An 11,810-nucleotide genomic window follows, 5' to 3' on the forward strand; every position below is an offset into this window, starting at 1 on the left:
CTGACCGCAGCCCAGATCCAACGGTCATCAACCCCAACCAGCTGGCGAACCCGAAACGCCCTCGCCCACCTCGAATCCCGCGGCCTGATCATCCCCAGCCGCCCGCGCGGCCGCTGGCGAATCAGCGCTCGCGGCCGATCCACATTGATGACAAAGGGCAAGCGGTTCGTCTAACGATCGCCTGCACGCTGGCGCGACCACGACTTGGTAGACATTGCCCATGACCGCCTCGTGCCGATCACAGATCTCGGCGAACATCCGAACGGCCCGCTGACGCAACTCGACCGGGTACTTCTTCCTCGACGACACGACTCATGCTTCGCAGAAGATCAAAGTCCTCGGACTCACTGTGGGACTCAGCGAGCCATAAGTTCCGGTCGGTTGGTTTGTTAGCTACAAATCGTCGGCACAAAGGCATGAGTGTGCTTGTGGCAAGCCAAGATCCGCCGTCCGTACCGATATCGCTGATCGAGCTGTCCGACCACATCTTCCTGCACAAGTTCACGTCGCCGACCTGGCTGAAACACATCCAGAAGGCCAACGCGGCCCTCGCCGACCTTTCATCGACGAAGATGTCGAACCTCACGCAAGGCGAGGCATGGGTATGGGCCAGCAAAGCCACCAACCAGGAGTTCACCAGAAAGGCCGTGAAGGTGCGCCTCCGCCCTCGGGTCACCCAGCACGGCGGCGGGGCGAAGACAGCTGTCGGGTAACGAGAAGGCCGCAGGTCAACGGTTTGGTGGTGGCCATCATCGATGTGGCTATCACTCCGATTATGCCTTGCCGGAATTGCTTGGTCAGTTCTCGTCAGAAGTATTTGAGCATCTCGGATTCGAATTCTGGCGTGAAGTCCATCGCGTTCGGCGGCTCATAGTTCCGCGCGCGGACGTGCTGCAGAAATTCGTCCGGTATGTCGAGATCGTATCGACTGAGGTAATGGATCGAGTCGACGCGCCAAATCCACTCGCCGTCAGAGATGAGGGAGGACGCGCTCTGTATCTTGTCGGTGTTATTGATCATGTCCGTCAGCACATCGAGGACATCGAGCACTCCTGGCGCGGCACACATGTATTCCAGTACCCGTGCGCGGTCACCGATGACGCGGTCGGTTGATGCGTCGAACAAAGATGGAAGTTCATCATGACGGCCGACTTTATACATTTCTTGATATAGTCCGACCGGTTTCAGCCTTGCCATAGGGAATCCTCGGGTTGTCGCTGGATGTGGCAGTTCTTTGCGCAGAGCTCAGGGGTGGTCGACGATGGAAGTGACCGAAAACGCGGGAGGTTCCCCTGTGGCCCGGCGGGCTATTTCTTCCTCCCACATATCGAATGTCTTGTTGGTCAAAGAGTGAACAAGGGCGCGTTCTTCGGGCGTCATTCTTCCGCGTCCCCGCGCTTGATCGCGGGTCGCTTCTATCACTTCGTACAGGGCGAAGATGGTTCCTTCGCCGCGCAGGTATTGCATGCGTTCGTGCTCGACAGCGTCGACGTACCAGTTTCTGTCGCGCTGGAACGAGTCGTGCTCGCGCCAGAAGCCGTCCGTGGTGGGATCGGGCCAGAGGATGTTATCGATGGGGGTGTTGTCCTCGATGTACTCTCCTGTGCGGCGGTCGATGAAAAAGCCGACTCGCCCACTGACTGCGCCGGGTTGGTCCGATTTTTCCAGTCGATACGGCCGCTGCATGTATTCCCAATACTCGGTCGTTTCGCTATTCATTCAGTCCCCTCCGAAGAGCCTCGGCGTACAGTTGGCGGGCACGGTGCTCCAATTCGACCTGCAACGCGCGTTCTTCGAGTGTAAGCGGTCGGCCTTGTTCCTCTGCGAGCGGCCGAAAGATTCTGCGTGTCTCGTACAAGGCGTGTTCGTATTCCGCGACCTCGTCCATGGCCCGGAGGTGCATACGGAACTCCGCGATATGGCCGCTCGGCAACTGCACCAACATCTGCACGTCTCCGTAGCCGCTTCCCTGGGGTATCGCGAACCGGTCTTTGAGTTCGACAATGCGAGCAGTCGAACCCTCGGCGTCGAGTTGGGTCTGCAAGGTCTCCAGGCCTCGATAGAGGTCAGATATCGAATCATAGCGGATATAGACACCCACCAGGTCGGTGAGCCTGGATGGGTTTCCGCCATATTTTCCGTTGATCTTCTCTGCGACCCTGACTTCATCCTTGGGTCCAGGTCGGGAATGTACTTCACCGCCGGACTCGTTAGCCACGCGCTCGGCGAGAGTATTCAAATCGTTCTGATTCGAGGTCCAATCGTCGTACATTCCTTTGAGGAAGTTGTTTCGGTATTCGTCCAGGGTTGCCGGGTATTCGTACCGTGTCGAATCGGGTGCGCCTACGCGTGGTGGTGTCGGCTCGTTATAGCCCGGTTGGTTCGTGGATATTTTGAGATCGGTTATCTGCTGTTGAATTTCAGCGACCAGATGCTGTTGACTCTCGGAGATCTGGAACGGCGCGGATGCGGGCGCGCTGTGGTGTTCGGAGATGATAGCTTCTGCTCCGTGGTCGCGAATGTCGTTCACGGTTTCCGTGGCGATACGCATCGCATCCGGATGCTGGAGCACGCTCAGCAATGCCCGAGGACGTTGCAGGAGTGCCGACTCGAGGTAGGGCGTCGACTCCAACGTCCGCACGAACTCCGGATTCCGGCCCATGAGTGTCGAGATCGCGTCGCCCAGGGGTGTCGGCACTCCATCGATCTTGAGCAGATTGTTGGGATTGTCCCGGCTTGCTTCGTTCGCCGTGTCGATGGCGTGTTGGACACCGTCGCGGTTGAGATACCGGTCGACGTCCGCAGCTGTTGGATCGCCACCCGTGGGGTGATTCGGGTCTTCACCCATGAAATCCCAGCCCGGCGGATTGTCGTACGCCGACCTGCGATTTTCCGGCCTTTCAGCCCCCTGCTCAAGAACCTGGCCCGGTTCGTACAGCGGGCCGGCCTTTCCGACAGGCGTGTGCGGGGTGAACGAGACCCATTCGCCGTCGCCTCGGATGACGGCGGTCGAGTTCGGGATGCGTGGAGTACCGACGGCATCGGAGGGTGCTCGGACGGGAACTCCCAGCCGGTCGGCAATGTATTGCGCCCAGCCGAACTCGTTGCCACTGAAGCACGCCAACAGCCTGACCGGCGTTCCGGGGACGTAGTGCGGGTTGCCGAGGATGGCCTGAACGATCTGTTCGGGGTGTACCTCGTCGCCGAGGCCCGGTATCGGTGCACCGTCCGGGCTGCCGTGCACGATGACGTCGTGTTCGCCCTCGTTGCGGACATTGTGGCGCACTTGGTGGGTGCGCATGTCATCGCCGATGGAGGTTCGGTCGGGCCGATACACGACCCCCTCGCCGTTCGGCAGATGGCTATCGAACTCGATTCCCGGCCGCGCAAACCATCGCCGTCGCCCGGCATTTCGACTGGGAGATCATCACCCACGACCGCAAACGCTGGGAGCCCATCGAACAGGTTCTGCCCTGGCCCATCGAACTCGTCGAACTCAGCAACGACGAACCCTGACCTGCGGTCGTGCCGAGCTACCATGACCTCAGATCCCGGCCTGTCCAACGAAGACTGGTGGATCCGATCGACCTCGTACCAGGCGCATGTCCAGTCTTAGAATCTGACGTTCAGCCAGCTCGAGCATCACATCCCGCACTGTCGGACGGCCACCGAATCGACACCTTTGCCCGCACCAACCCTCGCTGCCGAATGCCCGGCAGGCCGCCAAAGCCGCAGGGTACGAACATGTTTCGGTGGACGCAACCCTGATCGGCGTGGAGCGAAAGCGATACCAGGGCAACTGTTCGGCAGCAAAACTGCCCGCCAGGTAATACGGAGGTATTATGGTCGTGTCGTGGAGTACGAGTGGTCGCCGACTGCCAAGCAGTTCCTCCAGCGGTTCCAGGTCAAGACCTGGGAGGTGATGGAAGTCCTGTACTCGGCACGCCGGTGGCCACGGCCAGCCCGGACCGACCAAGGTCTACCAGTGCTGACCGTGTGGGGTCGCAGCGACGATGGCCGTGGACTGGTCGTCATGCTCCGGCAACTACCCTCGCCCTCCACGTGCTGGGAAATCCTGATGGCCGTGCCGATGGGAGAACACCAGCTCACCGAGTACAACGCATGGGAGGCCAACCAATGAGCGACCCGACAGACCAGGGCTACCCGCGCACACCCGAGGAGGCCACCGCGTTCCTCGGCAACCTGACCTTCGACGACACCGCCGCCGCGCCGCCGCTGCCCCCGACCGCCGACGAGATCGAAACCGGCATGGTCACCACCTCCCTGAAGATTCCCGCCGAACTGCGGGACCGCATCCGGGAGACCGCCGCCGAACACTGCATCACCGCGAGCATGCTGATCCGCCAGTACATCGAAATGGGTCTGGCAGCCGAGCAGCCCGAGCGCATGGTCCGACTCGCTGATGCGATCCGGGTCTTGTCCAGCCTGCGCGAAACCGCCTGACGACGAGGGAGGACGCACGCCTCGAACTTGCCCGCACCTGGCTCGATAGGAATCAGCCCAGCAGCTCGAGCTCGACACGGTCTCCTGCCCGAAGGTCAGCTCGTCATTGCCCGGTGGAATCAGCTCTGCGACATAGCGGTTGGGATCAGAGCGCACCTCGAGCCGGATTCCATCGGTGTACCGCAGCCGACGCACTAGTGCCGACGCCCCGCCGTTCAGGCCCACGAAGAGTCCGAGTTCACTGTCGACGATTCGCTCGAACCTCTCGAAACCGTGCACCGGGTTGCTCCTGCCGGCGCCATTGGCCGCCGACCAGCACATTGAACCGACCCAGCCGAATCGTCGACGATCGGATCGAGCTGAATCCCTCCACCTTGATCGGATCGAGCTGCCGTTCGGTCATGCCCACACTGAACGGCCACGGATCGGCCTGAACACCCATCCAGCCGACTTGGAGTGCGGCCGGGACGGCATCCCACCCGTGCCGGCCCGCTGACGTTGCCCTCGCCTGGGCCCCGGCAAACTCGGGTTGCGGCAATCACGCGCCGACTCCTGTCGGAGCCGACGCCTACCATGCTTCACGTCAGTCCCCCGTCGAAAGCCCCATCATGCAGTTCGCTGCGCAAACAGCATCCAGCCTGGCGGTTGCTGCGGGCCGACAACGCGCCGCTGGTCTTGTCATTCCTGGGCGCGGTGTTCGTCGAGGAAAATGCGCGGTCGATGGCGTCGGCGGAGTTGGCGGATCGACTCGACGATGTGTTGTATGCGTTGAACGAGCGTCTGGGGGCTGGCACGTTTCCCAAGACCGTGGCGGCGTATCTGAACGATTGGGCCGCGCCGGAGGCGGGGTGGTTACGCAAGTTCTATCCGCCGGGTGCGGATGAGGCGCATTTCGATGCCACGCCCGCGGTGGAGAAGGCGCTGGCATGGGTGAAGGGGCTGGCCGAGCGGTCGTTCGTCGGGACCGAGTCGCGGCTGAACACAGTGTTCGAGTTGTTGCGGCAGATGGCTTTCGGGGCCGAGACCGATCCGGAGGTGCGGCTGGCGGAGTTGCGGCGCCGCCGCGAGGAGATCGACGCGGAGATCGAAAGCGTTGCCGCGGGGCGGTTCTCGCCGCTCGACCAGGTGGCGTTGCGCGACCGGTATCAGCAGTTCACCACCACGGCGCGGGAGCTGCTCGCGGATTTCCGTGAGGTGGAGGCGAATTTCCGGGTACTCGACCGGGAATTGCGGGAGCGGATCGCCACCTGGGACGGGTCCAAGGCCGGGCTGCTCGACGATATGCTCGGCACGCGCGACGCCATCGCCGAATCCGATCAGGGCCGCATTTTTCAAGCGTTCTACGACTTCCGGCTCTCGTATCAGAAGCAGTTGGAGTTCACCGAACTGCTGGCCAAGGTGCAGGAGCTGGCGGCCATCGGCGAACCGGATCCGCGGATGCGGCGCATCCATCACGATTGGCTCGACGCCGGCGGCCGCACCCAGGCCACCGTCCGGCTGCTGTCGGAACAGCTGCGCCGCTTCCTCGACGATCAGGTGTGGCTGGAAAACCGTCGGGTCATGGACATTCTGCGCAATATCGAGTCGAATGCGCTGCGCGTCAGGCAGATTCGTGAACCGCGGGTCAGCGTCGAACTCGACGCCACCGCCGCCGATCCGGGCCTGCCGATGGAACGGCCGCTCTACCGGGTCGCGGACAAGGCCGCGCTGGTGGGCGCGGTCCTGGCGGGAACTCGAGGGCCCGGGCCTGCGCCTGGATCAGCACACCGTCGGCGGCTACCTTGCATCCTAAACCCGCTGGTCAGCACGCCTACGGCGCGCCGAGCAGCACGAAAAGAGCATCCGTGGATTCAGGCTGAAGCTACGCGGCCTTGAGTCATACAGAGTCTGCCGCGAAAACCGGACTCGGATTGGGGCGCATCCGAACACTGGGGTCGGTGGCGACCGCTACCGAAGGCAGGGAGCCCAGCTGACCCGACTCCTTGTAGACCACGGGGATACCACCCGCGATGGCGAACGATAAATCGCCGTCCACCAGCCACTCGCGTGCGCCCACCTTGAACACGTATACCTCGTCGGTCTCGACGATTTCTTTATCGTCGACATAGAAGGTTCCATGAACCCACTTCGGCCTAAAATGGCCGATAATGGTCTCGAATGCCTGCTCGTATGTTGTGGTCATAATTTCCTATCTCAGTCATCAAACCGAAGTAGTTGTCGACGCCAGTCTCTCCCTCAATACCACAGCGAGGCTGTAGTACCAACGGCGAATTATCACTTGTTCTGGTCCCACGATCTAAATGGTGAATAGTTCTCCTCAAACCGGGACCAAACATCGGAGGGACTGCCGTCCGGCTCGAAGAAGTTATCGATCCCCGACTCCGTCGGTGTGCCGAAGTAGGTTGGGTCTTCAGGATCGGTTTCTGAATCCAGTAACTCCGACAGGTCCCGAAGCACAGCAGCTAGACGCGGTTGATTTGCAGCATGTGCGTGTGGCTGCGGGCATCCCCTCAAATCATAAGCCATCCAGGCGTCAGAGAACGTCACCAGATAGGTAGTGACGTAATCCTCATACGCGCTGGTTCCCAGCCGGAACGACTCTTGTTGGAGTATTTCTCCCCCGTCCCCGGAGACTTCGCCTACACAGTCGACGGTTGCATGGACCGAACCGATTTCGCCCGGACTACGACGCATACGAATTTCGTAGGATAGCCTTGATGCTGCCGTCTCCGCGGGAGAGTTCTCAAAGTCTAGTGGCAGCCAGCCATCGAAGAGCAAGTTCCTCGGATGTCCAGCCTCTGCGATCTCCACATGAACGGCGGGCTCGCCAAGTGCGAGACGGTGAGCAGCCAGTGCGGTGTACGCGAGCAACTGATCACCCAAACACAGTTTGATGGTATCGGTTTCACTGTGGTCCCGCCCCCAGGTCCAGCGGGCGACAGGTGTACTCGCGATCACAGTGCCCCCTTCGGCATGAATTGCCTCCCGAGGGTACGAATATGATCCCGTCCGGTGTGCGGATGACAACCTGGGTACGGTTCTTCACGTAGTTCCTCTCGAGTCGGTCCAGGTGCGGCGCAAGGTCTGCGGTCGAGACCACCGTATCGAGGACAAAGGTCTGAACGTCCGCATGGGAGTCGGCCAACTGCAGCATTTCCTTGAAAACCTTGCCGACCACATTCTTCGGGTTGGTCGACGCGACATCCTTGAACTGCCAGCCGTGGACGTCGCCCGCATGGTCCCTGGCCATGACGTCCAGGTCGGTTTCCTTGCCAGTGAAGATGCCCGGCCTGATCTCGTGGCCATCTTGCTTCACCTTGAAGTGAATGTCGGTAAACCCGCTGTCCAGCAGCCGACCGGCAAGACGTATCTGTTCCAATGAGCCCGGAATCATGTCGGGTCGCGCCGTGGCCGATACCACCATCGAAAAGTTGGGGACATCCTTGAACCGACCGGAGGCGATGGCCTCCGCGATCTCCTGGCCAGCCGGGTGGTTGGCCAAGTTGTCCAGGATGCTACCTACATCCCCAGGCTTGACTTGTGTGCCCTTCAATGCATCCCTGACCTGCTGCTCCAACTCTCCACCCCGTTCGAGCGGCTGCGGATCGCCGTGCGGGCGCTCCCAAGCGTCGAGATCGGCCGATAGCGTGTCTGGACGCGTAGGGCTCTGCAGCGGGAGCCGGTGCGGAGCTGTCGCGAGCAGCTGTTGAGCCGTCGGATTCCAACCCACTGCCATTTGGACGAACTCCGTCACCATGCTCCTGGTCATCGCGTGGGTTGCCCAGATCATCGTTTCGATCGACGCCAGCTTCCAGCGGATCGCGTTCAGAAGCGCCGCCCGCGATGAGCTCGGCTTCGGTGTCCGGGGAGCGCTGTTGCGGCCCCGACCCGGCAGGCGCGGGACGGTCGGGGAGGAAGTACTTTTCGTTGTCGCCCAGGTACTTGGCGAGTTGAGGTTGGTGCTCGTCGAGCAGTCTCCACGGCGTGGAGGCCCTATCTGCGTCCGACAGGCCGAGCTTGTCGAATCGGTCGGCAAATTCGGCACGGTAAGCGGGAAGCTCATGTTGGCGAGCCGGATCGCTGTCGGCCAGCACGATTTCTTTGGAGAGGGCGCGTAGGTCCTCGAAGCGGTCCTTCAGGTATGGGGTCAGGGAGTCTGGACGATCGGGATTGGGCGGATGCTCGGTTTTGTGTGCGGGGGCGGGCTGTTCCTCGCCGGGGTGAGAGGGCGCATGGTTGTTCTCAGGGAGCTCCGCGGGGTGCGGGGAGGCGTGGTTGGGGTTGGAGTCCAGGATGCCGTCGGACCCGGATGTGCTGGCGCGGATGGATTTTCGGACGTCGGCTCCGGATGCGTCTGGTGGGGAGCGGTTTCCCCGGGCACGTGCGGCGCTTGTTCGACGAACTTTTCGACCGCGGCGAACGGTGGAGTGGGTTTGTCGTCGAGCCTGATGTACTGCGTATTTCCGCCGTGGTCGAAGTAGCCGGCCGCATCGAGCACGGGCGGTCTGGGCTGGCTGTCGAGGAATCGGACTGTACCGCCGACATTTTCGACGGTGAAGACGTGACCGCCACCGGCGTTCCAGCTGATGAAGACGGCACCGCGAGATCCGGGCTCGCTGAAGGCCGCCTCGATCTCGGCTCTGGTACCGGCCTGCCATTGCCCGCCCCAGGCTTGCGTTACCTCGGAAATGGGTCGACCGCCCGGTCCGCCTTCCTCGGTTCGGAGGGGCTTCTCCAGAGGGCCGGCGGTCATCTCGGCACCCGAGCGATCAACACCGCCCGCGCCCTCGGGGCCACCGGGAAGATCCTGGTGCGCGGCGATTCGGCCTTCGGCAACCGGAAAGTGGTGCGGGCCGCGCTGCGCGCCAGCGCGCAGTTCTCGGTGGTGATGACCAGAAACGCTGCCGTCGGGCGCGCGATCGACGCGATCGCCCCCGACGCCTGGACTCCGGTGAAATATCCCGGCGCGGTCCGTGATCCCGACACCGGGGACTGGATCTCCGACGCCGAGGTCGCCGAAATCGCTTACACTGCTTTCGCTTCCACCACAGACAGGGTCACGGCCCGGCTGATCGTGCGGCGTGTGAAAGATGCTCGCTTTCCGGATGCGTTGTTCCCGGTCTGGCGGTATCACCCGTTTTTCACCAACTCCGACGAGTCCACCGCAGGCGCTGATATCACCCACCGCAAACACGCTGTCATCGAGACCGTGTTCGCCGACTTGATCGACGGACCCCTGGCCCACATCCCGTCCGGGAAATTCGGTGCGAATTCCGCCTGGGTGCTCTGCGCGGCGATCGCCCACAACCTGCTGCGCGCCACCGGCATCCTCGCGGCGGAAACCACGGCCGCGCTCGCGCGGCCACCCTGCGCCGCAAGATCGTCAACATCCCCGCCCGACTGGCCCGACCGCAACGCCGCCCCATCCTGCACCTGCCCAGCCACTGGCCCTGGACCGACGCATGGCTCACGTTGTGGCACAACACCATCGGCTACACCCCACCACAACTCGTCATCCTCTGACCACCCCCGCCCGCAACGGCCCGACCCGACATCGAAGTGGAAAAGCTGGGTAGACCAGCGGCTACCCCACACCCCAAACACACTGGTCAGCGCGCCTCCGGCGCGCTGACCAACCCGAAACCCGAGTCAGTGGATCGAGGATAAGCGAGTACGCCCGCACCGTGACCTGAGCCGGCATAGAAACCGGCGAGATCAGACCATCATGACGACGGCCGGGCTCCGCCGCGCCGGTCCACACCGAGGCTTTACCATCGTCGGGTGAATGCGGACCCCTCGTCCTTGATGCGTAGTTCAGCGGTTTTCACGGACGCGGTGGCCGTCGCCGATTGGGTGGGGGCCGGTCGCCCGACTACACCCGGCGGCGCGCTGAAGCCCGCATTCGTACCGGAGTTGGCGGGAAGCCTCCGGCTGCGGTGTCCTGCAAAAGTCCGCCGGGCCAGCGATGTTCCGCCGGTCCATCGCCGGTGGCTCGTCGCCATGGCGGCGGGGATGATCACCTGCTCCGGGACGCGGGCGGTCCGTGTCGATCCGGCACCCGAACCGGGTCCGCGCGAATGGCTGGCCGCGTTGGAAGATGTTGTGCGCGAACAGGTCAACGATCCATGTGGGGCCGACGCCCGTATCGTCTGCCAGGTGACGCTGGCTACGGTGGCCGCACACGACGACTCGATCGAGGAGCTGCCCGATCTCGTCGGCGACGCGATGCGCTCGCGCGGCGACTGGGACTATCGCTCCTATGGACTGGAACCCTCGCAGCGGCATCCCGTGAACACGGTGGTCGAGATCCTGTGCGAATTCGGCGCGCTCGACGATCGGCTGTCGGTGACACCACTGGCCGAGTACGCGCGCGACGAGCTCGGCAGGCGAGTCCCGCCGCCGATGAACGCCGATCTGCCCGCGGCCGATCTGCTGGCCGTCCTGGCCGGGCTTCCCGAGGAACAATCCTGGAAGTACGCACACCGATGGCTGGCGATGCGGGGGTATCCGCATGCCGGGCCGCTGCGGGAACTGCTGGAAGCTGCCGAAACCGCGTCACCTGCGGGCCGAATCGATGCTCTGGAGATCGTATCCGCCTATGGTGCGCCGATGCTGTGGAACGAGGTGCGTGAATACCGGATGCTCGGCCCGCACGCACGATTCGCGCTGGCCGAAGGATCCCCCGCCCTCGCCGATCGGATCCGGCACTGGGTCGCCGTCGACACCGCACTGGCCGACCTCGATCGATACGGCGCGGTCGACGCCAGGTATACGCTGCTTGCCACGGGCGAGGACGATATCGTCGCGGCGGCGCGCGAGTGTGGCCATCCCGAGGGCGATCGACTGTTGGCGGCCATCGGCACCGACTGGCCTGCGATTCCGACCTACCAGTTGAAAATCGCTCTGTCCGGGCGTGTTTGGCGTCGGGTGCAGGTTCCCGCGAACATGTCCCTCGGCGACCTGCACGATGTGATCCAGGTGCTGTTCGACTGGAGCGGCGATCATCTGCATGTCTTCGACGTCGCCGGTCGACAGTACGCCGACCCGTACTTCGATCTGGACGGCGGCGACGAATACGCCTATCGGGTGAACCGCGCGCTGCCCGCGCCCAAGGCGACGATCACCTACACCTATGATCTCGGCGACTGTCACCGCCACGAAATCACGCTCGAGAGCATCGATTCCGCCGAGATCGCTCATCCCGTGTGCGTGGGCGCCCGCGGCGACCACCCACTCGAGGACTACAGTCCCGATTGCCCGGAGGACCCCGTGCCGTTCGACCAGGACGCCGTGAACGACGGACTCCGTACGTATGCCGAGGCGGAAGCACGTTGACACCGAAAGAA

Annotated in this window: 12 protein-coding genes and 1 pseudogene; 7 read left to right on the forward strand and 6 right to left on the reverse strand. The window is 62.9% G+C overall.

Translation table 11 applies throughout. From position 1 onward, the window contains the following. Window positions 1-416 precede the first annotated feature (416 nt). Complete coding sequence (locus tag ACQP1O_RS31830; RefSeq protein WP_433562079.1) at window positions 417-713, forward strand: hypothetical protein; 297 nt, start codon at window positions 417-419, stop codon at window positions 711-713. 94 nt (window positions 714-807) lie between these two features. Here the strand turns inward: ACQP1O_RS31830 and ACQP1O_RS31835 are convergent, their stop codons facing one another. Genes ACQP1O_RS31835 through ACQP1O_RS31845 form a run of 3 tightly spaced genes read right to left on the reverse strand, consistent with a single transcriptional unit; the run spans window position 808 to window position 3,337 of the window. Further along, on the reverse strand, window positions 808-1,197 hold the full coding sequence (locus ACQP1O_RS31835; protein WP_433562080.1) for a hypothetical protein: 390 nt from the start codon (window positions 1,195-1,197) through the stop codon (window positions 808-810). Between the two features lie 48 nt (window positions 1,198-1,245). Beyond that, window positions 1,246-1,719, reverse strand: coding sequence for a hypothetical protein (locus ACQP1O_RS31840; protein ID WP_433562081.1), 474 nt, complete (start codon window positions 1,717-1,719; stop codon window positions 1,246-1,248). Then, window positions 1,712-3,337, reverse strand: coding sequence for a hypothetical protein (locus ACQP1O_RS31845; protein WP_433562082.1), 1,626 nt, complete (start codon window positions 3,335-3,337; stop codon window positions 1,712-1,714). Before ACQP1O_RS31845 ends, ACQP1O_RS31840 begins: the two co-directional genes overlap by 8 nt. 516 nt (window positions 3,338-3,853) lie before the next feature. On the opposite strand from ACQP1O_RS31845, the gene ACQP1O_RS31850 reads away from it, so the two are divergent. The 3 genes from ACQP1O_RS31850 (at window position 3,854) to ACQP1O_RS31860 (ending at window position 6,339) form a co-directional block, all read left to right on the forward strand. Beyond that, window positions 3,854-4,141, forward strand: coding sequence for a hypothetical protein (locus ACQP1O_RS31850; RefSeq protein ID WP_433562083.1), 288 nt, complete (start codon window positions 3,854-3,856; stop codon window positions 4,139-4,141). Beyond that, the gene (locus tag ACQP1O_RS31855; protein WP_433562084.1) at window positions 4,138-4,464 is read left to right on the forward strand and encodes a hypothetical protein; all 327 of its coding nucleotides are present in this window, start codon (window positions 4,138-4,140) and stop codon (window positions 4,462-4,464) included. Before ACQP1O_RS31850 ends, ACQP1O_RS31855 begins: the two co-directional genes overlap by 4 nt. Window positions 4,465-4,920: 456 nt before the next feature. Further along, complete coding sequence (locus ACQP1O_RS31860; protein WP_433562085.1) at window positions 4,921-6,339, forward strand: DUF3375 domain-containing protein; 1,419 nt, start codon at window positions 4,921-4,923, stop codon at window positions 6,337-6,339. Window position 6,340: 1 nt separating this feature from the next. On the opposite strand, the gene ACQP1O_RS31865 is transcribed toward ACQP1O_RS31860, so the two are convergent. The 3 genes from ACQP1O_RS31865 to ACQP1O_RS31875 all read right to left on the reverse strand — a co-directional run bounded on the left by ACQP1O_RS31865 (window position 6,341) and on the right by ACQP1O_RS31875 (window position 8,221). After that, window positions 6,341-6,646, reverse strand: coding sequence for a hypothetical protein (locus ACQP1O_RS31865; RefSeq protein WP_433562086.1), 306 nt, complete (start codon window positions 6,644-6,646; stop codon window positions 6,341-6,343). Between the two features lie 92 nt (window positions 6,647-6,738). Beyond that, window positions 6,739-7,347 (reverse strand): hypothetical protein, encoded by a 609-nt coding sequence (locus ACQP1O_RS31870; RefSeq protein ID WP_433562087.1) that lies wholly within the window; start codon window positions 7,345-7,347, stop codon window positions 6,739-6,741. 22 nt (window positions 7,348-7,369) lie between these two features. Then, window positions 7,370-8,221: a hypothetical protein gene (locus ACQP1O_RS31875; RefSeq protein WP_433562088.1), complete on the reverse strand. Its 852-nt coding sequence runs from the start codon at window positions 8,219-8,221 to the stop codon at window positions 7,370-7,372. Here ACQP1O_RS31875 and ACQP1O_RS31880 point away from each other — a divergent pair. From ACQP1O_RS31880 to ACQP1O_RS31890, 3 genes and pseudogenes are all read left to right on the forward strand, one after another. Further along, the gene (locus tag ACQP1O_RS31880; protein WP_433562089.1) at window positions 8,220-8,582 is read left to right on the forward strand and encodes a hypothetical protein; all 363 of its coding nucleotides are present in this window, start codon (window positions 8,220-8,222) and stop codon (window positions 8,580-8,582) included. The genes ACQP1O_RS31875 and ACQP1O_RS31880 overlap by 2 nt on opposite strands. A 647-nt stretch (window positions 8,583-9,229) precedes the next feature. Next, window positions 9,230-9,987: pseudogene (locus tag ACQP1O_RS31885) on the forward strand (transposase); the annotation flags it as partial. 477 nt (window positions 9,988-10,464) lie between these two features. Next, window positions 10,465-11,799 carry a plasmid pRiA4b ORF-3 family protein gene (locus ACQP1O_RS31890; RefSeq protein WP_433562090.1) on the forward strand — a complete coding sequence of 445 codons (1,335 nt, stop codon included), beginning with the start codon at window positions 10,465-10,467 and terminating at the stop codon, window positions 11,797-11,799. Window positions 11,800-11,810 lie beyond the last annotated feature (11 nt).

The organism is Nocardia sp. CA-151230 (assembly GCF_050942175.1).
GTDB lineage: Bacteria > Actinomycetota > Actinomycetes > Mycobacteriales > Mycobacteriaceae > Nocardia.